Below are 24,488 nucleotides of genomic sequence, written 5' to 3'. Positions count from 1 at the left end.
AATTCTATATCCTGTATTTGGTTCTACACATTTCTTTTTACAATACTCTTTGCCAGGAGATCAATAAAAAAATCCATAATCTCCGGAAAATCCTCATCTCCAATTTCATTCCTGAAACGGGTGAGGGAAAAAACCGCGCATGTGGTTTCAGCAAGAATCCTGGCATTTTTGTTAATCAGAAGACCAGCATCTGCCCACTCCTCAAAAAAAGGTAGAATCATTGCCACGTTTTCTCTATGAATATTTCTAATTTTTTCTTCAGAAGACAGGAAGATTGTCAGCTCAACGTATTCTTTTTCTATGAAAATTTTTTTCCAGATTGGATGGTTATTCACAATATTCAGCAAGTAATGAAGGTAAGCTCTTACAGCTTTATCAGGTTCCGTCCTGTATTTAAGGAAGGAATTTTCGAGTAAGCTGTCTTTTAAGGCTTCCCGCTCTTCCTTAAATATCTGTAGAAAGAGATCCTCTTTACTGTTAAAAAAGGAATAAAAAGAGCTCTTTGCAATTCCCAGGTCTTTGGTAAGATCTTCAATGCTCGTTTTCTTGATTCCGTATATTGCAAAACAATCTTTGCCCCGGTCTATAATTTTCCTTCTTATAATCTCTCTTTCTTCATCTGTGAAAGATCTCATAGCTCTCCTCTGGAAATAGCTATCTCAGATTTTTGCTGACTATATAATATCTTGATTCTATTCAAAATTTAAAGTATTAATACCAATGAATCATTGGGTTTTACATTCATAGATTAATAACGATATTCTTTATTTAAAGTTTTTGGATGAGAAAACCCCAAAACTTAAAATCTACTTCTTTGAAGCTCATTTTTGAAAATGTCAATTGAGCTTCTGACCAGGAAATTAATTTTAGAACTCTCATAAATTATGGGAATAAAAATTGTTTTTGAGGCAGGCACTATATGAGCAAATTCTTTACTGATTAACCTGAGTTCAATCCACAACTTGTAGTAATAATTTATTAAATTTTATTATTATATTAATACGTTTCTGCTTTTTAACAGATATAAAGAGAAATAGTTATATAGCATTAAATCGGAATTAGGATTCTGTTTACCTTTATGTAGACTTTGGACTAAACTATTATTAAACCTGAGAGATGCCAAAAATGATTGCAGAAGTAGAGTTTGATCAAAAATTTTCTAATTTAACCATTTACTGCGACAGAAAAGATGTTACCGTTGCCATATAGAAGATGAGGTTCGATATCTTCCACAAAAAAATTTTCAACTTCAAGCCGGCTGGCAAAATGAGTTCTATTTATAATTTTTTAATGGAAGGTCGGCTGCCCCTGCCTCTTATAAAACCAAATATATAAGAGGTGTTATTTTTGAGTAGACAAAGTAGCGGTTCAGGAGTAGATTGGGAACACGGTCCTCAGTGCAGTAAGGTGATATGTGAAGCAAAAGAACTCGAAAGGACGATTGATTGGAAACAGGGACTTGCAATTGCTCTTGGTGTTCCATTATTGATTTTACCTTCCATAGGCTACCTCACCAATTATGTCTGGGCTCTTTCAATAATAGTCTGGGGTTTAACCGTCCTTCTGGGTTTTTTCCAGAACATTTCGTTCGGAGAGCTTGCAACTGTTTTACCCAAGGCTTCAGGGCTACCAGGTTATACTCAGATTGTTTTTGGTTCGAATACAGATGAAAACATGAGTGAAAGATCCAGGCTGATAGGAAAATTCATAGGAGGTTTCAGTGCCTGGAGTTACTGGTTAGGCTGGAGCCCAGTAATTGGGATCTATGCTATCCTTATCGGGACTTACCTGCACGGGATGCTCCCTATCTTTAGCGCTATTCCCCAGACTCTCTTCAACTTAGCAGTCGGAGCGCTAGTGTTTGGGTCCATGATCATTATAAACTCCAAAGGACTCAAAAACGGAGCTACCCTTGGGTATATTCTGGCTGTGGTATCACTGTTGCCCCTGGTTGTTATTACCCTTGCTCCATTCTTTACTGGAGACTTCAACCTTACCAACATTACAGGTGCCTGGCTGCCTCAGGACTGGTCCTGGGACCTAAAGCATATCTTAATTATCCTCGGGCTTTTCGCAATGACCGAATGGAGTGCTGTTGCCTGGGAAAGTGCAGCAATATTTGGGCCAGAGTATAAGAACCCCAATACCGATACGCCAAAAGCTCTGCTGGTCTGCGGTCTAATTTGCCTTGTGCTCTATGTGCTCGTCCAGACCTCGGTTATAGGGGCTCTAGGAGTTAAAGGCGTACTTGCAGACACGGTCTCTCCGATGCTTCCCCTTGCAAAGCTTTCTTTAGGTTCGGTTGGAGGCTCAATTGCGATTCTCATGCTGGTTGCAGCCATGATCCTGATCATCCAGACTGCTTTTCTGTCTTCGGCAAGGTCGATCTACTCAATGGCGATTGAAGGTAACCTGCCAGCTGTCTTTGGAAAACTGAACGCTAACGGGAACCCTGTGAATGCAATGATCGCAGATGGTCTCTTCAACATGTGCCTGATCCTTCTTGGGAGTCCGACTGCAATTCTCTCAGCTTCTGCAGTTGGGTACATCGTCGCAAATGGGATGAGTCTCTTTGCCTACGTAAAATCGAAAAAGAATCCTGAATTTTCAAGACTGGAAAGACCCTTCAAAGCTCCTCGCGGCTGGACTGAGATAGCTTTTGCAACCGGAATTCTGAACATCCCCTTCTTCCTAATTGGAATCGTATATATCAGCACTCTGGAAAGCGGGTGGATTGCCACAACGGTTGGTTTTGTTGTGCTTCTCCTGTATGTACCTATCTGGGTTCACTTACAGAACGAATTAAAGACTGTAAAGAAGCACGAAGTCGTTACTCTTGCGGACTGAGTTCTGCCAGTGTGACAGCCGTTGTGCTTTAAATTCCAGAAGATAGAACCTGAGATGGTTCTATCTTTTTATTAGATAAAAATACATGAGATTATCTTCATTATATGCTCTCTATTCTCTTTTTCTATAATTTCAAATATTCCAATAATAGTTTTTATCCTTTGATAGTCCACTAATCTATAAAAACTAGTTAATATTAAAATGTACAGACAAATTGTATGAAATTTAGGTCAAAGAAGAGGGTTTTTAAAGAGGAATCAGTCCAACCCTTCCTCTGCTGACTTCGATTTTGAACTTTCGGTCAATGTAGTCTTTTGCAGGTCCTCTTCCATGTATGAGAAGTTCTACCAGGTCTTCTGGTTCATCAATATCCGTACCTGCGAAGAAAGAGTCATATATTTCAAAATTCTGCCCTGAATCGGCTGCAATTGAACAATGAGTCAGAAAACTTGAACCATAATACCTTACCCTGTAGTTCGAAGGGTCCCTTATAAAAAGGGCATTGGTACCTCCACCTTTTCCAGGGACGATACAGATATCCTTTTTAGTAGATATTATCTCCTTTACGTGCTTAGGAGAAAGAAGGGGAAGATCAGCCATAAAAATAATAACCGGTTCTTCAGCCTGCTCAAGATACCTGTTAAGAGCCTCGTTCAGATCGTCTTTATCAAGAAGCACATTGGCTTTTTTCATATTCTCAAGCCCGTACATTGAAGGACTGAGAATATCAATTGTTTCTATACCGGCTTCCTTAAGGGTGTCTATTACCTGATTCAGCATCAGTTCCACAAACTCTTCTCGCTCTTCCCGAGTCAAGACAGGAGACAATCTGGATTTTGCACTGGCTTTTTTAAAGGGGATTACGGCTTTCATCTGGATTCCTGGAAATCTGGGTTTGGACATAAATATAAACGAATATTAAGCTTAATTCACTGAAATTATATAATTAATTAAAACTCCTGCGGCCCGGAAAAATAAACTCGTTTTTCTTCTGGTTCCGGCTTGCAGGCGCTTTCACCAACTCTGGCTTATTTTAGATAATTAATCACACTGAAAGAGGTACATGGAAAGTAATTAGCTTTCTAAAACTCATCCTCTCAGGCGAAATTCAGTTTTTCTATATTTTAAATTAGTCCGCTTAAGCGAGCGAAGTGAGCGAAACGGACAGCGCTCCCGAGTCCAAACTTGGGAGCTGCAACTTTGCCTGAACTGAATTCGTGCCGTCCTCAAACCTAAAGGTTACTAGGGATTTTCGCAAACCGTTGACCCGCAACCGTTGCGCCGGTTGATCACGCCTATAGGGTTTGGGGACAAAGTCTTCAAATCCAAACGTTGCCAAGGTTTTCGGTCAAGCCTTTTTTGAAAAGGGTTGTGATCACGCCGATAGGGTTCGGGGATAAAGTAATCAAACTCAAACGTTGCTGAGGTTTTCGATCAAACCTTTTCTCAAAAGGTTTGCGGGCAAGCAATTTTCTCAAAAGGCTTGCGACTCGGGCGCTTACTCTCTACTGCCTATCTTTGTCTTTCCTAAACTGGGAAGGGGGTCTACCCTGTTAGGAAAATTTCGCTCCACTTTACGGTATAGAGTATCCCTCTGCATAGGGATTCTTCCTGCCCCTTTTATCATCCATTCGAACTCGGCAGGAGACACATATTCACCATAGCTGCCTCCTGATGCTGTGGAAATCTGGTCTTCCATAAGCGTGCCTCCAAGGTCGTTTGCTCCGCACTGTAAAGCTACCTGAGCAAGTTTTTTTCCTAGTTTTACCCATGTGGCCTGAATATTTTTAACATAAGTATGCAAAATTACGCGGGAAATAGCAATGAGCTGGAGGTCTTCAAGCCCTGTAGTCGAGAATTTTCCGGATGCAAGCATCTTTTCCCCTATAGGATTATTATAAGGCAAAAAAGCCATAGGGATAAGTTCCGTAAACCCGCCTGTCTCTTTCTGGATTTCACGGATAATAAAGACATGGTCCAGGCGTTCTTCAAGGGATTCAACATGTCCATACATGATAGTGGAATTGGTGGAAATCCCTGTTTTATGTGCTGCAGTTATGGTATCAATCCACTTCTGGGTATTGATTTTTCCAGGGCAGATAATCTTTCTTACCCTGTCAGAAAGGATCTCGGCCGAAGTCCCGGTAAGGGAATCAAGCCCGCTTTTTTTAAGTCTGCGCAGGGCTTCTTCAACCGACATGCCTGAGATTCCTGCTGCGTAATTTACTTCCATAGGGGACAGGGCATGAATACACAGGTCAGGAAATTCGGCTTTTACTGATTCTATAATCTCAAGATAGAACTCCATGTCAGCTTCCGGAGTATATCCACCCTGGATGCATACCTCCACAGCTCCAGCTTTTCTCGCTTCTCCTACTTTTTCCAATATTTCTTCAACGCTCAGGATATATCCTTTTTCTGTCCTGTAGGCGCAGAACCCGCAGTTTCCAACACATTTGTTTGTGATATAGATATTCCTGTTCACCACATAGCTGACAGTATCGCCCACCGTACTGGCGCGCAGATTATTGGCGAGCTCAAATAGCTCAAAAGGGTTTCCTTCAAGCAGAAGAAGGGCATCCTCTTTAGTACATTTTCCCTTGTATGCCCTTTCAACTACGTCTTCTGGAGTTGTCGGTTTTTTCGTGTACATCCGATCATCCTTTTTAAAATTCCATAATTTCCCTGACTGTTACTTGATTGTCCGGCTTATTCTGAGGCTCCACACCCGGTAATCCTTCCAGGATTCCTGGAAGCCAGTTTATGTGCTCCTCTGTAAAGGGTTGTCCTTTCTTTTGGTATCCTACCGGCTCCGTAGATCATCCATTCCAGCTCTTCAACAGAAATGCTTTCTCCATTGGAGGCTCCTGCCAATCTGGAAATACTTTCTTCCATAAGTGTGCCTCCAAGGTCGTTTGCACCGCAATGGAGAGCAAACTGGGACAGCTTCTTCCCCAATTTTATCCAGCTTGCCTGAATATTATCTACGTATTCGTGAAGAAGGATACGTGAAATAGCATAGATTTTCAGATCCTCGAGACCAGGAGTAGAGTACCTGCCCTCTCGAATCATTTTTTCTCCAATTGTATTATTATAAGGCATAAAAGGCAGGGGAACAAATTCGGTAATTCCGCCAGTTTCCTTCTGAATCTCTCTGATAGTCAGGATATGCTTGATTCTTTCTTCTGGAGTTTCGACATGCCCGTACATCATGGTTGCATTAGTAGGGATTCCTGCAGCATGTGCCTGTGTGACCACTTCAATCCATTCCGCAGTCCTGAGTTTTGAAGGACAGATAATTTTCCTCACGCGGTCAGAGAGAATTTCGGCTGCAGTTCCTGGCATTGTATCAAGCCCGCTTCGCTTCAGCCTTGAAAGGGCTTCATTTACCTTTATTCCACTGATACGAGAAGCGTGGTAAACTTCCATAGGAGAAAAAGCATGAATATGCATTTCCGGAAATTCGGCTTTTATGGCTTCTACAATTCCCTGGTAAAAGTCCATACCCACATCCGGGAGCAGGCCTCCCTGGATACAAACTTCAGTGGCTTTTGCCACTTCAGCTTCTCTAACCTTTTCCATAATTTCTTCGATGCTGAGGACTCTACCATTGTTTGTCCTGAATGCACAGAATCCGCAGGTACCCACACAGCGGCTGGTAAAATTAATATTCCTGTTCACTACGTAAGTAACTGTATCTCCTGCCGTAAGGGAGCGGAGTTCATCCGCAAACCTGAAGAGTTCAAAAAGATGTACCTCTAGAAGCAGGAGCCCATCTTCTTTTGTGCTCTTCCCCTGGTATGCGCGTTCTATGAGATCTTCGGGAATCCTTTTGTTCATTTTATAATTTCTCCGCGTACCCCTTTTCAGGGCTTTTTCCTGTAGCCTTCCTTATCTGAGAGTTGTTCTATAAGTCCGCCTATCCGGTCCGAGTACCACCCTTTTCTTACATACTGAGGGTAAATTGGCAGGCGTTCCCTGAGCAAAATAGGCTTCAGTTTACCCTGCAGGTCTTTTACATCCGGCCATTCGGCTTCGGGGTTGATCCAGTCAATTGTCAATGGGGATATACCTCCCAGGTCAGTCACCCCTTTTGCGATAAGGGCCTTTGGGTCTATAAGGTTTGGGGCAACCTGCACTGCAACGTCAGGTGGAAGAATCTGCCTGGCCAGGCAGATAGTATCAATCATTTCTTCTATTGAGGGTGCAGAAAGGTTTTCCATGGGCGTTCCAGGCTTTGGGGCAAAATTCTGGATAATAACCTCCTGGATGTGCCCGTATTCTCTGTGGAGAGCTGCAACAGCCTCGAGTGACTCTATTCTATCTCCCCTTTTCTCTCCAATTCCTACAAGGAGACCGGTAGTATAGGGAATCTGGAGTTTTCCTGCTTCCCGGATGGTATTAAGCCTGAGTTCGGGAAGTTTACCGGGACAGTCCTTATGGGCGTCCAGGCTTGCCGTGCTCTCAAGCATCAGCCCCATGCTTGCATTCAAAGGCTTTAAAGCCTTCAGCTCCGAGCGCGTCATAATTCCCGCATTCGTATGAGGAAGGATTCCACTATCGATTGCAGCTTCACAGAGTAAAAGAAGGTATTCAATAGTGGAAGAATAACCAAGTTCTTTAAGCCACTTCCTATACTCCGAAACCTCCTCTGCATACTCCCCGAAGGTGAAAAGGGCTTCGGTACACCCTGCCTTTACCCCGTTTTCAAGTACAGGAAGAACTTCTCCGGGCTTCATGAGCCTGGCACCCGGTTGTCCGGGCTCCCGCCGAAAGCCGCAGTAACCGCAGCGATTCCTGCAAATATTGGTTACAGGAATGAAAACGTTTTTCGAATATGTTACAAAATTGGGATTTTTCGGTGGAATGATAAAACACCTGCTGGGTTTGTTTTCTAGAATTTCAGCCTAGGATTTTCTTCATAGTTGCAGCTACACCAAGAGCTACGCCTTCGACTTCGATGCCCCCTTTGCCTTTGGCTCCATCCCCGACGACATAAAGTCCGGGAATAGGAGTCTCATTACCGGGGTCCATACCTGAGGCTGCCCTGTTTACTGGCCAGCTGTCGTGATATGACTGGATGAGTAGAGTTTCGTATTTTTTGTCGGGAAAGATTTCTTTAAGGTCCTGAAGCCCCAGTTCAATTTCAGACTCAAGATTTTTCACATTATCAGGGGCTACGTACTGATGGGACATTGTAAGATGCTTGCCAGGTGGAGCTAGTCTCGGATCGACCTGCGTAACCTCATTTATCCCATTTACCCTTTTTGCATATGGGGTTAGAAGGATACCCGAATGCCCCACAAGCGGCTCGTCCGCAGCAAGACAAATCTTTATGCCGGCAGAAGGCTTCAGGGTTTCAAGTCTTCTGAGGTATCCAGAATCTTTTTCTCCTGACAGAGCCTCCGCGCAAAGGCATGCCGTTGCGGCATGTCCCAAATTGCTGATGACCAGATTTGCTTTATGAGCCTCCGCGCCAACAAGTACACCTGCGGCTTTTCCGTTCTCCACAAGGATTTTTGAAACCTCGGTTTCAGTATGAATTTTTCCGCCGTTTTCAGCAATCACACTTTCCAGAGCATCAATTACTCCTTTGCATCCGCCTATGGGAACGCCTGGGCCACCGAATCTGTACATGTTTTCAATTATCTCGAAAATTTCTTCCACAGGAACTTCGTCACTTTTAAGGCTCAATGCCCAACCGCAGAAAGCATCGGCAAATCTCACAAGCCACTCATCCTTAAATTGTGATCTGATCCATGTTTGCAAAGTGCTTCCTGAAGGGCGGTTCTTTCGCGTACTTACTATAAGAAAGGCAATCTTCAGGCGGTCTTTATGCGAGAGAAGTGTGGAAAAATCGTTAAACGGAATATCTTTGAAGCCTTTCTCATAATCCTGGCTGCCTTTTTTCAGAGGCACGCGCACGGTTATAATATCTGACCTCACAATCTTTACATCGGCTCCGACTTCGTTGAGAAACTGAGCTAGAGGACCTGCAGGTCCATGAGGAAGAATATGGAAAGCTCCGCTCGAAAGCTGGAATCCTTTGTAACTGAGGTTTGTAAACCTTCCTCCTGTGATGGGAAGCCTTTCAAAAATGTCTACCTGGCATCCTGCCTTTGAGAGCCTGGCCGCACTTAAGAGCCCTCCAAGTCCCGCACCAATTACAACCGCTTTCACGCCAGCACCTCTATGGCCTTAACAGGGCAGTAGAGAACACAGACTCCGCAGTCTACGCAGGCGTCAGTAGCTAGTGCCTTTCCTTTTACCTCTATTGCTCCTTTTTTGCAAAAAGAAGCACACTGGCCGCACCCTACACAGTTATCATTAATCTTCATGCGATTCCACCAGTTTTTCTATCATGAAAAGACTTATTATAATGTATTGGTACAGTGTATTCTCAGGATTCTCAGTCCTTTATTTTTTTTATTTTTAACAGCTGCCTGAAAACCTTTTTATTCTAAATTAATCACGATTATTTATATTATATATGCAAACTTTTTATTAAATCTGAAACAATTAATGTCTATATATAATTATTTGTACTTATTGAAAATTAATTATATATATCATAAGTTATATTATTGTTATATTCAGTAATCTCAGGATAATAACCTGTTATGATTTAGATTTAATTTCGTAAACGGACTAATGGTTTTACTCTGATTTTTTAGACATATCTATATTTCAAGAAAATGTTTTTTAATTATTTAAACTATATATTTATATAATATTAAATATCTAGCAAATAACTATAAATAACTCCTTATTAATTGGTGGGGCTAACTAATCTTAACTATTAATCATACTAGTTTCACTCAATTGAATCTATGCTGCTTGAAGCAGGAGCTCTCCTGCACTTCTGACAATTTATTATATAATCCCGGGCAAAGGAATCTAAATTTTCAGAGCCCGGAAGCAAGCGTCTGTATACAGGGGCCCTTTTATTGAAATTAAGGACCCGTGGATTCAGGCATTTCCAAAGGGACCTGTGTCTGGACCGAAAGCCATTTCCCTTAAACCACCCGGATGTTCGGATGCAATTTTTTGTCCAAAAACCCACAATCCATGTCATGTAATGCTGCAATTCAGGTTGCTGCACTTAATAGGTGATATGAATGTCTGGAATAATTGATAGCTACATACCAGTTGCAATATTCCTTGTCGTGGCACTCGTTATGCCTCCAATGACAATGTTTATGGTAAAGCAACTGAGCCCGAGAAGCAAGGCAGCCGGCAAATACACGACATATGAATCAGGTTCGGTTCCCACAGGAACTGCAAGGATCCAGTTCAATGTTGAGTATTATCTTTATGCTATCGCTTTTGTGCTCTTTGATGTAGAGGTGCTTTTCCTTTACCCCTGGACTACAGTCTATAAGGGACATGGGATTACCTCAATCGCATTAGTTGAGATGTTTGCCTTTATCTTTATACTACTCTTTGGATACATTTATCTCTGGAAGAAGGGGGCCCTTACGTGGGTGAAGTGAAGGGGAAAAAAACGAGTACACCAAATGAGACCTCTGTAGAAGAAATTCCTGGGGTTATTACAACAACCGCCAGTGCGATCAGTGACTTCCTCAAGAAGACTAAGGCTCAGGATCTTATCAATTGGGGAAGGAAAAATTCAATGTGGTTCATGGTCCAGCCTATGGGATGCTGTGGGGTAGAGATGATTGCTATGGGCTGTGCCCACTATGATACTGACCGTTTCGGGATAATTCCAAGAAACTCCCCAAGGCAGGCCGATGTTATGCTCATCAGCGGTTACGTGACAAAGAAATACCTGCCTGCTTTGAAGAGGCTCTGGGAACAGATGCCTTCTCCTAAGTGGGTCATTGCTATTGGAGATTGTTCAATTAGTGGCGGCCCATTCTATGAATCATACAGCACGGTTCAGAACATTGATGAAATCTTTCCAATCGATGTTTTCGTTCCAGGATGTCCTCCAAGGCCCGAAGCCATGCTCCAGGGATTTGTAGAACTCCAGGAGAAAATAAAGGCCAAAAAAGACCTTGGCACGGAGTATTAAGGTTGTTGAATTAAGCTTATTGAATTAAGCTTATTGAGTTAAGCTTACTGATTTTTTCTGAAATCTCAGAATTAAATTTCAGAATTATTTGGGGGAAAATTATGGATGTCACAGAGATTTTCAATTCATTAACAGGTACATTTCCTGAGGCAATTTCCGAAGCAGCCGTCGAATCAAAAATCCGCGCCAGGGCATACGTGGATAAGGAGAAGGTGAAAGAAGTTTGCCAGTACCTTAAGGATTCCCTTCAATTTGACCATCTCTGCGTCGTCTGCGGGGTGGACTACATAAAAAGGAATGAGTTCGAGGTCGTCTATCATATCGCTTCATACAATCATCCTGTGGTTTTGATGCTGAAAGCCATACTTCCGAGGGAAAATCCGGAGATCGAATCCATTGTATCGGTGTACTGGAATGCAAACTGGTACGAAAGGGAAACTTACGAACTCTACGGGATTGTGTTCAAAAACCACCCGAACCTGAAGCCACTGATACTTCCGGAAGAGATGCTTGGAGAATGGCCCCTCAGGAAAGACTACGAGGGCTTTCCGAATAAAACAGCCAGAAATTTGGTGTGAGGGTGAAAAATGGAAGAACGTCTTGAACCAAATGAGATGATAATACACCTAGGCCCTCAGCATCCCATGCAGCCCGGACCTTTCAGGCTAAACCTGAGGTTAAAAGGGGAAACAGTTATTGATGCTGATATTGAACTGGGTTACATTCACAAAGGCATTGAAAAGATTCTGGAGAACAGGACTTACCTCCAGGGAATCACAATTGTGGACAGGATCTGCTACCTTGTAGCTCTTGTAAACGAAGAGTGTTTTGTAGGCTGTGTTGAGAAATTACTGGATATCGAACCACCTGAGAGGTCTAAATATATCAGGGTTATTCTTGAAGAACTTACAAGGATTCAGAGCCACCTGCTGGGTATAGGGGAATTTGCAGAATTTATCGGCTTTGTCTCTATGTTCATGTACGCGATCAGGGAAAGAGAAGAAGTTCTCAGCCTAATAGATATGGTAACAGGGGCAAGGGTTACTCACAGTTATCTGAAATTCGGAGGAGTACGCAACGATCTTCCGGATGGATTTAAAGAAAAAACCCTCCCTGTCCTTAAAGGCCTCAAAAAAGAAATCGATAACTTCGAGCAAATGTTTCACACAGACAGGATCTACAGGGAACGTACTGTCGGAGTCGGGGTTCTGACTGCAGATGCTGCAAAGGATCTCGGGGTTTCAGGACCTGTTTTGCGTGCAACCGGTGTGCCTTTTGACATCAGGAAAAACGAGCCTTACCTGGTTTACGAAGATCTGGATTTCAAGGTCTGCACCGAAACCGCAGGAGACTGTTTTGCAAGAGTCCAGGTCAGGCTTAATGAGATTCGGGAAAGCATCTATATCCTGGAACAGTGCCTGGACCAGATCCCGGACGGTCCTCTCTTTCCGGAAAATACCCTATATGGCAGGAGAACGCCTGTAATGAGAGTTCCAGCAGGAGAAGTCTTCTATAGAGTGGAAGACCCCAGGGGAGAAATGGGGATGTACATGGTATCCGACGGTTCAGACAGACCGTATAGAGTAAAAATCCGGGGTCCTTACTATCCCACCCTGCAGGCACTGCCTCCCCTTATCATAGGCACTACTGTTGCAGACGTAGCAGCAATCTCGGGCAGCATGGACGGCTGTACCAGTGAGGCGGACAGGTGATTCTTATGACAGTAGTGATTCCTGATTATATAGCACCTTTAATTCCCTGGGTCCGTGGAATAGTTGGCCTTGTTATGATTGGAGCTATCTTCCTCGCAGCAATGGGAGCGGTCTGGGTCGAGAGAAAGCTTTCTGCCGATATCCAGTCAAGGGTGGGCCCCTGCCGCGTAGGAAAATACGGGATTTTTCAGCTTGTAGCCGATGCAATCAAACTCTTTACTAAAGAAGATATAAAACCCCAGAATGCTGATAGTTTACTTTTTAATAATGCTAACATTTTCATGATAGGCTCTGTTTTTCTTATGCTGGTTGCCCTTCCCGTGGGTGCGGTTTTTATTAATGGGGTCGAATATCCGCTTGCAGTCACCGAGATGGACATCAGCGTACTTTACATCGAAGCAGTATCTGCATTATCCATTTTTGGGATTTTCATGGTGGGTTACGGCTCGAATAGTAAATATTCCCTGCTCGGGGCTTTCCGAAACTTCGCCAGGATGGTAGGGTATGAAGTGCCTCTCGGAATCTCAATCATAAGTGTAGCTGTCATGACAGGCTCCCTTAACATAGTAGATATTACGAGTGCTCAGGGCCTGCACTGGAATATTTTCCTCCAGCCCCTTGGTTGCTTTGTATTTTTCGTATCCCTTATGGCTGATATGGGAAGGCTTCCCTTTGACCAGAACGAATCCGAAGAAGAAATCATAGCAGGCTGGATTACGGAATACAGTGGAATGCGTTTCGGGCTCGGTTTCTTTGCCGAATATATGCATATGGTGCTTGGTTCTTTCCTCGTAGCCCTCCTTTTCCTTGGCGGCTGGAATGTACCAGGTTTTATTGCAAACAATTCGGTGCTTGGCCTTATTGCCCCTACAGGTTTCCTGCTTATAAAAACTATCTTCGTACTTATGGTAATTGTAGGGCTCAGGTGGGCTGTTCCGAGATTCAGGATCGATCAGGTTGTCGACCTGAGCTGGAAGAAGATGTTTCCGCTTGCCCTTTTGAACCTTGTCTGGGCAGTGGGGCTCGGACTTTACCTGGGAGCGTGAGATCATGGTTCTTAAAAACATTAAGTACGCGATTAGAAATATCACAAAGCCTACCGTAACCAGGATGTATCCTGAAAAACCCAGTGAACTTTCCGAGCGGTTCAGGGGGCTTCAGATACTTGATAAAAGTAAATGCATAGGCTGTGGAATCTGCGCCAATACCTGCCCCAATGCCGCAATCAAGATCGTAAAAGCTCCAATTGCTCCAGGCAGCGTAAAACAGCGTTGGTTTCCCCAGATTGACATAGGCCACTGCCTTTTTTGCGGGCTCTGCATCGACCAGTGTCCTAAAGGCGCGCTTTCAAGCGGTAAGGAATACACTAAAGGTCTTGTTAAATGGCATCACAAAGACCTGCTTATGACTCCTGAAAAACTCGCCAGGGAAGTTGATCTTGAGAAAGGTGACGAGAGATGATCGGACTCGAAACAATTGGATCAGCTCTGGAAATGGCCGTATTCGGGATTCTTGCTATCGCTACGGTATTCTTTGCAGTCTTTGTGGTAAATGCAAAGGATATTGTCCGGGCCGGGCTTGCCCTGATCATGTGCATGTTTGGAATCGCAGCTCTCTACATTCTTTTGAATGCTCAGTTCCTGGGAGTTATTCAGGTACTCGTTTACATCGGAGCAATAGGAGTGCTCATTCTCTTTGCGGTTATGCTGACAAAGCACGAGATAGGAGGGGAACCCGGTGAGGATTAATCGCCCTTTAGCCTTTCTCGTAGCTTTGCTCTTTACAGCTGTTGTAGTAGTCGGGGCTTTTGGGACCTCCTGGAACACAGTTTCCGAACTTCCCCAAAATCCGGCTGACCAGAGTAATATCGAGGGCATAGGCATGCTGATCTTTACTCATTATGTAGCGCCTTTTGAGATCCTTTCAATTGTCCTGCTTGCTTCCCTCGTAGGAGCAATTTACATGGCAAAAGGGGAGGGCAATAAATGATTCCTTTAATCTTTTACCTGGGGCTTGCAGCCTTGCTCTTCTCAATTGGACTCTATGGTGTAATGACACATAAAAACGGCATCAGGATGATTATGTGCATTGAGCTTATGCTCAACTCTGCAAACCTGAACCTGGTAGCTTTCTCCAGTTACACGGACACCCTTAACGGGCAAGTTTTCGCCATATTCTCAATTGCCCTTGCAGCTGCCGAAGCAGCAGTTGGGTTTGCAATCCTCATGGCAATCTATAGAATGCACGACAAGATCAACCTTGATGAGCTCAAAATCCTGAGGTGGTAAAAACGGCTCCGGAAGAACTTGCATTTATAATTCCACTGCTTCCTGCACTGGCTTTTGTGATCACCTTCTTCTTCGGCAGGAAAATGCCATCAGGTGGCGCAATAGTACCTATACTGGCAATTACCGTTTCCTTCGTAATCTCTTTAATGATTACTCTCAGGCTGCTAGCCAACCCCAACGAGGTTATAAGCCAGTCCTATCCCTGGTTTGCAGTGCTCAATATCGGAATATTAATTGATCCTCTGGCAGCAGTAATGCTGTCAATGGTCTCCTTTGTGAGCCTGATGATCCATATTTATGCAGTTAGCTATATTTCCGGTGACCCAGGAGAGTCCAGGTATTTTGCAGAAACGGCTCTCTTTACCGCAGCAATGCTTTCTCTGGCGCTTTCGGACAACATCCTTCAGTTCTTTGTTTCTTGGGAACTTGTAGGGCTGTGTTCCTATCTCCTGATCGGCTTCTGGTTCGAAAGACCCTCGGCTGCAGCGGCTGCCAAGAAAGCTTTCCTGACAACCAGGGTCGGAGACGTGATGTTCCTTACAGGAATAATTGTACTGACCTCCGATCTACTGAAACTTGCAGGAAGACTTTCGGACGGAACATATCTGCTCCGCTTTGACGAAATCTTTAGCTACATCCCCCAGCTGTCTGCGCTTCAGGCAAACATTTTCGGCTTTGAAATAAGCCACCTTACTATTATCACTCTGCTCTTCTTCGGAGGAGCCGTAGGAAAATCCGGGCAGTTCCCCCTGCATGTCTGGCTGCCTGACGCAATGGAAGGCCCGACAACGGTTTCAGCCCTTATCCATGCCGCAACAATGGTTACTGCCGGGGTCTACCTGGTTGCAAGAACCTTCCCTATGTTTATTGCAGCCCCTGACTCTCTTATGGTGGTCGCCTACCTTGGAGGCTTTACTGCACTCTTTGCAGGCACGATGGGCATTGTAATGAACGACCTCAAGCGTGTACTTGCCTACTCAACCATAAGCCAGCTTGGATACATGATGCTTGGCCTTGGCCTGGGTTCGGCAATCGGAATTGAAGCAGTCAGTATTTCTCTCTTCCACCTGATCAACCATGCTTTCTTTAAAGCACTCCTTTTCCTCTGTGCAGGCAGCGTAATTCACGCAGTAGGCACCCAGGACATGAGGGAACTCGGAGGCCTAGGAAAGGTAATGCCAGTTACAGCAGCTACTATGACAATTGCAGCCCTTGCCCTTGCAGGCTTTGGAATTCCAGGAACCTCAATAGAAACAAGCGGTTTCTTCTCAAAGGATGCAATTATTGAAGCTGCATACCTTTTCGGAGAACACAGCAACAACTGGGTTCCCTATTTGTTCTCAATTGCGGCTGCACTCCTTACTTCAATTTATATCTTCAGGCTGATCTTCATGACCTTTACCGGGAAGCCTAGAAGCAACTATCAGGGACACGAGTCACCTGCTATTATGACCATCCCTCTTTCCATCCTAGCATTGTTTGCCCTTGTATTCGGTGGGTTGACAAAAACAGGGTTCACGGCTTTCCTTGAAGAGACCTTTGCCAACCGCTTCGTGAATCTTGATATAGGAAGCCTTGCAGTCATAGGTCAAAATGAGCTTTTAGAGGCAGCAGGGCACGAGCCTGTCTTTGTTCTGTGGCTTCCGATGATAGTTGCTGTTGCAGGTTTTGCAATTGCCTTTATGATCTATTATCTAAGGATAATTAAACTCGGGCCGCTTGCTTCCATGAAGAATCCGATTTACAGGCTGCTTTACAAGCGTTATTACCAGCATGAGATATATACCGAATTCTTCTCACTCGGAATCGTATACGGAGTCATCGCTTTCCTTTTGCAGATTCTTGATGTGATCATTGACAGTGTCGTGGAAGGGATCGGAATTCTTACAGTCGGTGTAAGTGAGGAGCTCCGGAGAGTTCAGACCGGAGTTATCCAGACTTATGCAACTGGAGTAATTGCGGGTGTGAGCCTGCTGATCATACTTGTTAAGTTAATAATGGAGGTACTCTGATGCTGCCGGTCGCATCACTGTTGATTCTGGTGCCGTTGATTTTCGCAGCAGTGACTTTTTTCACAAAAACGAAAGATCAGGCCGCAGGCCTGGCTTTTTTAGGATCCCTTGCGACTCTCGGCCTTACTCTAGACGCCTACCTGAACTTTGACAGCAGTACGGCTGCCATGCAGTTCTTTGAGTCAATCGAGTGGATTCCCTCACTTGGGGCTAACTATTCCGTCGGAATTGACGGCATTTCCATGCCCCTTATCCTCCTGAATGCAATAGTTATCCCATTCCTTATTCTTTACAGCTGGAAGGAAGAAAGAGAAGCCCCTAACCGATTTTATGGGCTGATCCTTACCATGCAGGCTGCAGTTATAGGGGTCTTCGTAGCCCTTGATTTCATGGTATTTTATATCTTCTGGGAGCTTACCCTGATTCCTCTTTTCTTCATGGTGAACATTTGGGGAGGAGAAAAACGGGTTCATGCATCTTATAAATTCTTTATCTACACGCATGTTGCCTCTTTGATAATGCTTCTTGGGATTTTCGGGCTTTTCTATGCCTCCTGGCAGCAGACCGGGGTTCCTACATTTGACATAAGGGAGCTGGTCGCACAATTCCAGTTTTTAGGGTCCGGCCTGCTAAGAAATGCAATTTTTCTCTCAATCATTTTCGGGTTCCTTGCAAAGCTGCCGACTTTCCCTTTTCATTCCTGGCTTCCGGATGCTTATACCGAAGCCCCAACCGCAGGCAGTGTACTCTTTATTCTGCTCAAAATCGGAGGATACGGGCTTTTCAGGATCTCACTTCCCATGCTCCCGAATACTGGCAATCCCAAGCTGATGATAATGCTGCTGGGCTTCCTTGGGGCTTTCAGCATCCTTTATGGGTCTCTTGTAGCTCTGAGACAGAAAGACCTCAAGCGTATGATCGCTTACTCCAGTTTGAGCCACATGGGATATGTTTTACTGGGTTCGGCAGGCCTTGTTACCCTTTCGGTTTCAGGTGCTATGTTCCAGCAGTTTTCCCACGGACTTATAATGAGCATCCTGTTCATGTCTGCAGGCGTTATCCAGAGCAGTACAGGCACAAGGATAATTAACAACCTTGGCGGACTTGCAAAGAAGATGCCGAGGCTGACTGTGATTATGATGATTGGGTTTATGGCATCCCTTGGCCTGCCAGGGTTGACTGGCTTTATTGCCGAGTTCCTGGTGCTGGCCTTCAGCTACGTCAACCTGCCTGGTTTTGTCTTGCTTGCCCTGTTGGCAATAGTGATTACCGCAGGTTACTATCTCTGGGCAATGCAGAGGGCAATGTTCGGAGTTTATAACGAGAAGCTTGGGGATGTCAGGGACATAAACTCCCTTCAGGTTTTTTCGATGGGCGTAATTGCTCTTCTTGTGCTTTATTTCGGCCTGAACCCGAATCCGGTGCTTAATATGATGATTACGAGTTCAGAAGCAATAGTAAGCCTCGCTGCTGCCCTGGGGGTGTAAGAAATGGAGAATTTAATGTTACTTGCACCTGAAATTGCAGTCGTTGCAACCGGCCTGATTATACTGCTTATGGGGGTCTTCATGTCCCCAAGGACCAAGAATGTGCTGGGTTACCTAGCAACTCTTGGAGTCCTTGCAGCTCTGGTCCTAACGGTACAGAGTTTCGGGACCGAAGCTACAATGTTTTCTGGCACTGTTAGCATTGATGCCCTTTCTCAGTTCTTCAAGCTTGTCTTCCTGGCAGTTACACTGATTGTTTCGGTTGCTTCAATCAAGTATAATGAAAACAGCGACCATACTGAAGAGTTTTATACCCTGGTACTTTTTGCAACCCTCGGGATGATGTTTGTTGCATCCGCAAACGACTTTATCTTGCTCTTCTGCGCATTTGAGCTGGCAAGCTTTGCTACCTATGCCCTTGCAGGTTTTGAGAAACAGAACCCAAAGTCTCTTGAAGGAGCCATGAAATACTTTTTAATAGGTGCAGTTTCTTCAGCACTTATGCTCTTTGGGATCTCTTTTGTCTACGGAGCAACAGGCACTACCAGCATTTCCACAATTGCTGAAAACGCCTCTCTCCTGGCAGAAAACCCGATCGGGCTTGTTGCAGTCGTGCTACTCATTGCAGGCTTCGGTTTCAAGATGGCTCTTGTGCCTTTCCACATGTGGGCTCCGGATGCCTACCAGGGATCACCTTCAGTTGTTTCCTCCTTGCTTGCAGCCGGGTCGAAAAAAATGGGTTTTGTGGCAGCTTTCAGGGTTTTCGTTGTGGCCCTTGCAGCCCTCCAGCCTGACTGGCAATTCACTTTTGCGATCTTAGCAGTCGTAACCATGACCTTCGGAAACGTGATTGCAGTGTCTCAGACCAGCGTAAAACGCATGCTTGCTTACTCTTCCCTGGCCCAAGCAGGATATATTGCAATGGCTTTTGTGGTAATGACCCCGATGGCCCTTACAGGTGGGATCTTCTATACCCTTGCCCATGCCTTTATGAAAGGAGGAGCCTTTATCGCAGCAGCCGCAGTTGTCTGGATGATAACTACTCAAAGAACAGGGGATCTGGAAGTTCCCGACCATCTGGACAATTTCAGAGGCCTTGGAAAGAGAATGCCCCTGACAGCCCTTTGCATGACGATTTTCGTCTTTGCCCTTGCAGGGATTCCACCTACTGCCGGTTTCATGGCCAAGTTCGTGCTTTTCTCTTCAGCCATTCAGGCAGGCATGACCTGGCTTGCGGTAATTGCAATCCTGAACAGTGCCCTTTCACTGTTTTATTATGCACGGCTTGTAAGGTACATGTACTTCCTTTCCCCTGAAGGTAAAAAGATAGGCTTGCCTTTTCCATATGCAGCAGCCCTCCTGCTTTCAGCGGCAGGCGTACTGGCTATGGGACTCTGGCCTGAACCTTTCTTGCAGTGGGCAATGGAAGCAGCAAAGGTATTGATCTAAGGAGGTATGAGAAATGACAGATTGTGATCTTTGCGGACGTGCACTCCCGAGCGTTATTCCGGTCCGGGTTTTCCGTCCTCTCCTCAAATTCGCCTATCCTGAGGGTGTCTGGAAAGGGCTCTGTGAGATTTGCCTCGATTCTGCCCAGAAAACCTATCTAAGCGTCAATAAAGACGAAATCTCCTGCAGGAGAAACAAATGCGTTCTCTGCGGCAAAAAAGGCAGAGTTTACCCTGTGGAACTGCAAGTCCCTGATTTTTCAAAGGGAATCGTAAAAAGAGAAGTAGACGTCTGCACAAAGTGCCTGGAATCCATAAATGAGACTCATATCAGGTTCAAAAGAGAGCAGATCGAACGTTCGGCTTGTGATCACGGGCATGGACATTGAATTTGAGTAAAGTTGCGGTTTGCGGCTTTATTTTCTTATGGCGAATTTTTTTATGTCGGTGTCCGATTTATTAATTTTCTTCTTTTTTCAACTTTTTTAATTCAATATTTGTTGCTGATCTCAAATCAAATTTCTTTATAACTAGCTCTTGTAGATTTTAATGAGATTATAAAGAAAATACTACTATTGATAGATGGTAGCATGTGATCGTTCCGATTCTTCTCATCCTCTCATATAAAAGTTATTTTCACTGAGTAAAAGTTTTCAGAACTATTTTTCATGATAAGAAACTCAATTGACAATTCAGGATACGAGGATTGAGAGATGCAATTTTGAGTTTTGGGGTCAACTAAGTGATTAAAATGCCTTAGAATCACCCAAATCCAGAAATCTAACAGTTAAAAAGTTCCTGACTAACTTGGAAAACTAAGGAAATCGGAGAACTGATTTAAGAAAAGATGAACCTTTTTATAATAATAGACTCCTTTATAAGTATTAATTTATAAAAATGACTTACGGAGATTGATAACTTGGTGACAAAGAAACAGAAGGCAGCAAAGCGAGAGAAGTTAGATAAAGAAGCAGGCGGCAAAGTTTTAAAACCAGTTGAGGAAGTTAAGGAATCGGACAACAAAGTAAAAGAACCAAATAAGAAACGAAAAGGAAAATAAAAAAACACTCAAACAAAGTATCACCAGCTACTAATACACGACCTGCAGGTCCTGTAAGGTCTCAATAATGTTCTGAATGGACTATTTATTTTTCAAGCCTTTCCATATATTCAGTTACATAAGACGCAAATAAATCGAAATCATCAAGGTTTTCCACAAGAAATTTTTTATTATTTCCAGGTCAATATCTTCAATGTGAACCCGAAAATTTCTGAAACCTGCAGCAGACTAGAGGTTTTCTGCAAAATCCCTGGGGAGAACTCCATGTCTTCCAAGAATCCGAAATACACTCCTATAATCTTCAGGCCTTTCAAGCCCCTCTTTTGAGATAATGATTTCTCCTATGTCAATAGCACATTCAATTTCAAGTGGAAAATTTCTCTCTACTTCGTAACGCTTTTCATAGTTGCTTTCAAGGTCCGGGCTTTCGGGATCTATTGATTTAAGGTAGTCTACGCAACGCTGCATAAAGTTCAACTTTCTAAATAACTTATCTGCTGCTGACATCCTGAATACCCCTCTTTTCCCTGATTCGTTTCAGTAATTCCCGGTTTAAAAAATCTTCATGGTACTTTCGGTCCAGGTATCTGGACATAACATACTGCTCCACGTCCAGTTTAAGGTCTTCATTTCTTACAAATAACGGCACATTGGGCCTTATAACTTCAAAATTGATAACGGGTGCAGCATCGTTCATTACCAGGAGGTCTACATGATTATTCTTGAGGAGGGTTGAAAGCTCTCCTATTAATTCCAGACGCTTTTCTATCCTTTCTCCTTTTGTAAGTTTGCTGGAAAGATAAACACCTATATCAATATCGCTTAACGGCCCTTCTGTTCCCTCTGCTGTCGAACCAAAGAGATATGCAAGTTCTACATACCCTTTTTATTAAAAAATTCAGGAAGCAATACACACAGAGCTTCTTTCCCTATCTCGTGAATATTAAGACCCATTGTATTTTTCTCTATGTTCTGTTCTTTCAAATACGTTATGTTGTAAGAAGGAACAGACATTGTAGGTTGTGATCTTTGCAGGCGCACAATTCCGACAGTTATCCAAGTTTGAGGTTTCCGTTCCCTCCTCAAATTCGCCTATCCTGAGGGTGTCTGGAAAGAGCTCTGTGTGGAAAAAGGCAGGGTTTACCCTGTAGAATTGCAGGTCCCAGATTTTTCAAAAGGAATTGTAAAAGCTGATTTTAAGGCAGTGGGCAATTACAAATCTTTTAAATACCTTATTTAGAATTAATAAAAATCACTTTATACAAGAATCAATGAAAAGGAGATCATTTTAGCATCCCCTTTTCGGTAATTCTTTTTCTTAGTATCTTGAGTTCATAGTCTGTAAAAAAAACCTAGTAATGTTTGAGAGACGTTATCAGATTATACCTATAGGATAAATATTTCAATCTCAGGATTCCTAGACTTATAACATCAAGCTTCCATTGTCTTATGAGGAGTCTTTATCCTCTAGAGATAATAGAAATTTGATGGTCTCTTAAATATGGGACCATTTTGCAAAGTACGGCATTCCGGCTTTATACACACCAGTGATATTTTCTACGGCAACATTTTTAGTATCAAATGATGTATCTATAAACTGATTATTTCCTATGTATATTCCCACATGAGCGGAAAGCCAGTATGTTTTGCCGTTTTGAGTGACATCCTTTTGCCAAAAAATCACATCTCCGGGAGCAGGAGAACTTGTAATAACGTAATTTGTATTTTTTTTCATATCGGGTACTTTTTGGAAAATTATGCCTTTAGCACCGACTTTTTCGTATACTTGATAAACTAAGTGAGAACAATCAATGCCCGATATATCATTGCCTTCATGTACGGATTTAACTCCAAGCCAACTGTTTGCGGCTTCTACGGTTGCGCTTTCTGAAGTTCCGACAGGGGCTGCTGCTCCAAGAGGTATGAATGTTATTAAAATAGCCACAAGGACTGTAACTGTTAATATTTGTTTATTTATTTTCATTTTTGCTCATCGATATTTATAGTTTTACCGTTTAATTATTGCTACGACCCGCTTATTATACGTCAAAGTTCACAACATTATATGCTAAAATCCATATACCAATTTTAGAATTCATTTATTTTTATAGTTGTCACTACTTAACGACGCTCATATAAATACATCGCGGCACTGTTTGATTTATGTTGCAAAAATAAAAGTTTTCAGACAGTAGTTAAGTAGAAAACTCAGCTTTGTAGAAGATTTGTTTAAATCAGCTGCAGAACTCTGGAACTGAATACGATAAGTTTTGACAATTAGATTCAAATTAATACCCCATGTATCGTATTCTTTTCTTTCATTTATGGCCTCACGAATGAACTATTAACTGTTACATAGTTATTTACTATTGCAGAACTACCTTCTGCTGTAGAATTATTTGTGATCATAGAGTTATTTGTGATTATAGAGTTATTTATTATCATAGAGTTGTTAAACATATTAATCAAACCAATATCCGAGCTATTCGTTGTAAAATTGCCCGAGTTATTCTGCGGATTATGCGCAGTAAAAACTATTTTTGAGCCGTCAGGACTCCATTTAGGATTTGAATCAATTATTCCGATATTGTTTGTAAGCTGGGTCTTATAGTTTCCTTCGGCATCCCTAAGCCAGATTTCAGGTTTTCCTCCTTCGTCGGATACGTACACTATCCATTTTCCATCAGGGCTGTAGGAGGGATTCCATTCCCCGTATGGGGTATCGGTAAGCTGGGTCTGGTTTGTTCCATGCCATTCTATTGTCCAGAGATCTGGTTTTTCTTTTGAATTATTAGCACTGTATATTATCTTCAGGCCAAGAGGACACCAGTCTTTTCCAATTCCAACATTTTCTGAGGTGCCAAGCTTGGTCTTATTGCTTCCATCCCGATTAACTATCCAGAGTTGGGAAGGGGCGTCTCCGGACTTCTGAGTGTATACGACTTTTTTTCCGAGGCGGCACCACGCACCCCAGCCTTCGGATTTGTCAGGATCATCCGCAACAGGGGTTACGGTTCCGTTTTCCAGGCTCACAAGGTAGAGGCCGGTTTGGGAGCCAGTTGATTTTGTTAGAATCAATTCTGTTCCATTGGGATTTATCTCGCTAAAGCCAGTAAGGTTTCCCTCTCCAATGCGTGTTCGCTCGATTTCACTTCCATTTGCTTTCATTATGTAAGATTCAAAATTATCGGATCCATCCCTGTGAACCGTATACAGGATATAATTTCCATCGGCAGTCCATACAGGAAACAATTCTGATTCAGGACTGTCAGTAAGAAAAGTAATATTCTCTACAGGGTTATCAGTATAATTTTCTACAGGGTTGTTAGCATACGTTTCTTCTTCATGACCTCCGACTTCTCCGTTTGGGATATAAGTTAGGTTCGAATCGGAAGAAAAATAGTTCTGTGAAACATTCTGGGTTACGTTCCACCCAGATTCTTCCGTAAAGTTACCGTAGTTAGATACGATGCCCGGCTCTGCTCCTGCAGATAAGGTAAGAAATGCAAATATTAAAAATAAAGAAAAGTACCTGTACGCGATTCTCATAAATTATCACCGTTAACTTAACAAAAGTAGGTATATAAATATAAATAATT

The 24,488-nt window shown here is 43.2% G+C and carries 25 protein-coding genes and 1 pseudogene; 15 read left to right on the top strand and 11 right to left on the bottom strand.

Annotated elements, in window-relative coordinates; translation table 11 throughout:
* Positions 1-23: 23 nt before the first annotated feature.
* Complete coding sequence (locus BP621_RS06560) at positions 24-635, bottom strand: TetR/AcrR family transcriptional regulator (protein ID WP_292388639.1); 612 nt, start codon at positions 633-635, stop codon at positions 24-26.
* Between the two features lie 712 nt (positions 636-1,347).
* Between BP621_RS06560 and BP621_RS06555 the strand changes: the two genes are divergently transcribed.
* Positions 1,348-2,847, top strand: coding sequence for an APC family permease (locus BP621_RS06555; protein ID WP_292388638.1), 1,500 nt, complete (start codon positions 1,348-1,350; stop codon positions 2,845-2,847).
* A 246-nt stretch (positions 2,848-3,093) separates the two neighbouring features.
* On the opposite strand, the gene cofC is transcribed toward BP621_RS06555, so the two are convergent.
* The 6 genes from cofC to BP621_RS06525 form a co-directional block, all read right to left on the bottom strand.
* Positions 3,094-3,720 carry a 2-phospho-L-lactate guanylyltransferase gene (gene cofC / locus BP621_RS06550; RefSeq protein WP_292388649.1) on the bottom strand — a complete coding sequence of 209 codons (627 nt, stop codon included), beginning with the start codon at positions 3,718-3,720 and terminating at the stop codon, positions 3,094-3,096.
* 625 nt (positions 3,721-4,345) lie between these two features.
* Complete coding sequence (gene cofH, locus BP621_RS06545; protein ID WP_292388637.1) at positions 4,346-5,500, bottom strand: 5-amino-6-(D-ribitylamino)uracil--L-tyrosine 4-hydroxyphenyl transferase CofH; 1,155 nt, start codon at positions 5,498-5,500, stop codon at positions 4,346-4,348.
* Positions 5,501-5,556: 56 nt separating this feature from the next.
* Positions 5,557-6,687 (bottom strand): 5-amino-6-(D-ribitylamino)uracil--L-tyrosine 4-hydroxyphenyl transferase CofH, encoded by a 1,131-nt coding sequence (gene cofH, locus BP621_RS06540; RefSeq protein WP_292388636.1) that lies wholly within the window; start codon positions 6,685-6,687, stop codon positions 5,557-5,559.
* Between the two features lie 26 nt (positions 6,688-6,713).
* Complete coding sequence (cofG, locus tag BP621_RS06535; protein ID WP_292388647.1) at positions 6,714-7,715, bottom strand: 7,8-didemethyl-8-hydroxy-5-deazariboflavin synthase subunit CofG; 1,002 nt, start codon at positions 7,713-7,715, stop codon at positions 6,714-6,716.
* A 34-nt stretch (positions 7,716-7,749) separates the two neighbouring features.
* Complete coding sequence (locus tag BP621_RS06530) at positions 7,750-9,027, bottom strand: phytoene desaturase family protein (RefSeq protein WP_292388635.1); 1,278 nt, start codon at positions 9,025-9,027, stop codon at positions 7,750-7,752.
* Entirely contained in the window at positions 9,024-9,185 is a 162-nt protein-coding gene (locus BP621_RS06525) for a 4Fe-4S binding protein (RefSeq protein WP_292388634.1), read from the bottom strand. Before BP621_RS06525 ends, BP621_RS06530 begins: the two co-directional genes overlap by 4 nt.
* A gap of 780 nt (positions 9,186-9,965) precedes the next feature.
* Between BP621_RS06525 and fpoA the strand changes: the two genes are divergently transcribed.
* From fpoA to BP621_RS06455, 14 genes are all read left to right on the top strand, one after another.
* Positions 9,966-10,340, top strand: coding sequence for a F420H2 dehydrogenase subunit FpoA (gene fpoA, locus BP621_RS06520; RefSeq protein WP_292388633.1), 375 nt, complete (start codon positions 9,966-9,968; stop codon positions 10,338-10,340).
* Positions 10,328-10,882 carry a F(420)H(2) dehydrogenase subunit B gene (gene fpoB, locus BP621_RS06515; RefSeq protein ID WP_292388632.1) on the top strand — a complete coding sequence of 185 codons (555 nt, stop codon included), beginning with the start codon at positions 10,328-10,330 and terminating at the stop codon, positions 10,880-10,882. The genes fpoA and fpoB overlap by 13 nt, the downstream gene beginning before the upstream one ends.
* Positions 10,883-10,983: 101 nt before the next feature.
* Positions 10,984-11,460, top strand: a complete 477-nt coding sequence (fpoC, locus tag BP621_RS06510) for a F420H2 dehydrogenase subunit FpoC (RefSeq protein WP_292388631.1) — start codon at positions 10,984-10,986, stop codon at positions 11,458-11,460.
* Positions 11,461-11,469: 9 nt separating this feature from the next.
* On the top strand, positions 11,470-12,594 hold the full coding sequence (fpoD, locus tag BP621_RS06505; RefSeq protein WP_292388630.1) for a F420H2 dehydrogenase subunit FpoD: 1,125 nt from the start codon (positions 11,470-11,472) through the stop codon (positions 12,592-12,594).
* Positions 12,595-12,599: 5 nt separating this feature from the next.
* On the top strand, positions 12,600-13,640 hold the full coding sequence (gene fpoH / locus BP621_RS06500) for a F420H2 dehydrogenase subunit FpoH (RefSeq protein WP_292388629.1): 1,041 nt from the start codon (positions 12,600-12,602) through the stop codon (positions 13,638-13,640).
* Positions 13,641-13,644: 4 nt separating this feature from the next.
* Positions 13,645-14,055, top strand: coding sequence for a F420H2 dehydrogenase subunit FpoI (gene fpoI, locus BP621_RS06495; protein WP_292388628.1), 411 nt, complete (start codon positions 13,645-13,647; stop codon positions 14,053-14,055).
* A complete protein-coding gene (locus BP621_RS06490) occupies positions 14,052-14,342 on the top strand; it encodes an NADH-quinone oxidoreductase subunit J (protein ID WP_292388627.1) in 291 nt (96 codons plus the stop codon). Before fpoI ends, BP621_RS06490 begins: the two co-directional genes overlap by 4 nt.
* Positions 14,332-14,583, top strand: coding sequence for a F420H2 dehydrogenase subunit FpoJ (gene fpoJ, locus BP621_RS06485; protein WP_292388625.1), 252 nt, complete (start codon positions 14,332-14,334; stop codon positions 14,581-14,583). The genes BP621_RS06490 and fpoJ overlap by 11 nt, the downstream gene beginning before the upstream one ends.
* Positions 14,580-14,882, top strand: coding sequence for a F420H2 dehydrogenase subunit FpoK (fpoK, locus tag BP621_RS06480; RefSeq protein WP_292388624.1), 303 nt, complete (start codon positions 14,580-14,582; stop codon positions 14,880-14,882). The genes fpoJ and fpoK overlap by 4 nt, the downstream gene beginning before the upstream one ends.
* A complete protein-coding gene (gene fpoL, locus BP621_RS06475; protein ID WP_292388623.1) occupies positions 14,876-16,894 on the top strand; it encodes a F420H2 dehydrogenase subunit FpoL in 2,019 nt (672 codons plus the stop codon). The genes fpoK and fpoL overlap by 7 nt, the downstream gene beginning before the upstream one ends.
* The gene (fpoM, locus tag BP621_RS06470) at positions 16,894-18,381 is read left to right on the top strand and encodes a F(420)H(2) dehydrogenase subunit M (RefSeq protein ID WP_292388622.1); all 1,488 of its coding nucleotides are present in this window, start codon (positions 16,894-16,896) and stop codon (positions 18,379-18,381) included. Before fpoL ends, fpoM begins: the two co-directional genes overlap by 1 nt.
* A gap of 3 nt (positions 18,382-18,384) precedes the next feature.
* The gene (fpoN, locus tag BP621_RS06465) at positions 18,385-19,830 is read left to right on the top strand and encodes a F(420)H(2) dehydrogenase subunit N (protein ID WP_292388621.1); all 1,446 of its coding nucleotides are present in this window, start codon (positions 18,385-18,387) and stop codon (positions 19,828-19,830) included.
* A gap of 13 nt (positions 19,831-19,843) precedes the next feature.
* Entirely contained in the window at positions 19,844-20,218 is a 375-nt protein-coding gene (locus BP621_RS06460; protein WP_292388620.1) for a F420H2 dehydrogenase subunit FpoO, read from the top strand.
* Between the two features lie 530 nt (positions 20,219-20,748).
* Positions 20,749-20,889, top strand: coding sequence for a hypothetical protein (locus tag BP621_RS06455; RefSeq protein ID WP_292388618.1), 141 nt, complete (start codon positions 20,749-20,751; stop codon positions 20,887-20,889).
* 228 nt (positions 20,890-21,117) lie between these two features.
* Here BP621_RS06455 and hepT read toward each other — a convergent pair whose 3' ends face one another.
* The 4 genes and pseudogenes from hepT to BP621_RS06435 all read right to left on the bottom strand — a co-directional run bounded on the left by hepT (position 21,118) and on the right by BP621_RS06435 (position 24,438).
* On the bottom strand, positions 21,118-21,396 hold the full coding sequence (hepT, locus tag BP621_RS06450; RefSeq protein ID WP_292388617.1) for a type VII toxin-antitoxin system HepT family RNase toxin: 279 nt from the start codon (positions 21,394-21,396) through the stop codon (positions 21,118-21,120).
* Positions 21,380-21,709, bottom strand: a pseudogene (locus BP621_RS06445) (nucleotidyltransferase domain-containing protein); the annotation flags it as partial. The gene hepT and the pseudogene BP621_RS06445, both read right to left, overlap by 17 nt.
* Before the next feature lie 675 nt (positions 21,710-22,384).
* Positions 22,385-22,873: a C40 family peptidase gene (locus BP621_RS06440; protein WP_292388616.1), complete on the bottom strand. Its 489-nt coding sequence runs from the start codon at positions 22,871-22,873 to the stop codon at positions 22,385-22,387.
* A 338-nt stretch (positions 22,874-23,211) separates the two neighbouring features.
* Positions 23,212-24,438, bottom strand: coding sequence for a hypothetical protein (locus BP621_RS06435; protein WP_292388615.1), 1,227 nt, complete (start codon positions 24,436-24,438; stop codon positions 23,212-23,214).
* Positions 24,439-24,488: the final 50 nt, after the last annotated feature.

The organism is Methanosarcina sp. UBA5 (assembly GCF_002505485.1).
In the GTDB taxonomy this organism is placed as follows: Archaea; Halobacteriota; Methanosarcinia; order Methanosarcinales; family Methanosarcinaceae; genus Methanosarcina.
Note: the sequence above shows the minus strand (reverse complement) of the source record. Positions and strands in the feature narration are given on the sequence as shown.

Coding starts and splice junctions, on each gene's coding strand:
- BP621_RS06440 (WP_292388616.1), bottom strand. CDS start 22,873: ATGAAAATAAATAAACAAATATTAACAGTTACAGTCCTTGTGGCTATT.
- fpoA (WP_292388633.1), top strand. CDS start 9,966: ATGTCTGGAATAATTGATAGCTACATACCAGTTGCAATATTCCTTGTC.
- fpoK (WP_292388624.1), top strand. CDS start 14,580: ATGATTCCTTTAATCTTTTACCTGGGGCTTGCAGCCTTGCTCTTCTCA.
- BP621_RS06435 (WP_292388615.1), bottom strand. CDS start 24,438: ATGAGAATCGCGTACAGGTACTTTTCTTTATTTTTAATATTTGCATTT.
- fpoD (WP_292388630.1), top strand. CDS start 11,470: ATGGAAGAACGTCTTGAACCAAATGAGATGATAATACACCTAGGCCCT.
- fpoM (WP_292388622.1), top strand. CDS start 16,894: ATGCTGCCGGTCGCATCACTGTTGATTCTGGTGCCGTTGATTTTCGCA.
- fpoC (WP_292388631.1), top strand. CDS start 10,984: ATGGATGTCACAGAGATTTTCAATTCATTAACAGGTACATTTCCTGAG.
- cofH (WP_292388637.1), bottom strand. CDS start 5,500: ATGTACACGAAAAAACCGACAACTCCAGAAGACGTAGTTGAAAGGGCA.
- fpoH (WP_292388629.1), top strand. CDS start 12,600: ATGACAGTAGTGATTCCTGATTATATAGCACCTTTAATTCCCTGGGTC.
- BP621_RS06490 (WP_292388627.1), top strand. CDS start 14,052: ATGATCGGACTCGAAACAATTGGATCAGCTCTGGAAATGGCCGTATTC.
- hepT (WP_292388617.1), bottom strand. CDS start 21,396: ATGTCAGCAGCAGATAAGTTATTTAGAAAGTTGAACTTTATGCAGCGT.
- fpoN (WP_292388621.1), top strand. CDS start 18,385: ATGGAGAATTTAATGTTACTTGCACCTGAAATTGCAGTCGTTGCAACC.
- BP621_RS06525 (WP_292388634.1), bottom strand. CDS start 9,185: ATGAAGATTAATGATAACTGTGTAGGGTGCGGCCAGTGTGCTTCTTTT.
- cofH (WP_292388636.1), bottom strand. CDS start 6,687: ATGAACAAAAGGATTCCCGAAGATCTCATAGAACGCGCATACCAGGGG.
- cofC (WP_292388649.1), bottom strand. CDS start 3,720: ATGAAAGCCGTAATCCCCTTTAAAAAAGCCAGTGCAAAATCCAGATTG.
- BP621_RS06560 (WP_292388639.1), bottom strand. CDS start 635: ATGAGATCTTTCACAGATGAAGAAAGAGAGATTATAAGAAGGAAAATT.
- BP621_RS06460 (WP_292388620.1), top strand. CDS start 19,844: ATGACAGATTGTGATCTTTGCGGACGTGCACTCCCGAGCGTTATTCCG.
- fpoI (WP_292388628.1), top strand. CDS start 13,645: ATGGTTCTTAAAAACATTAAGTACGCGATTAGAAATATCACAAAGCCT.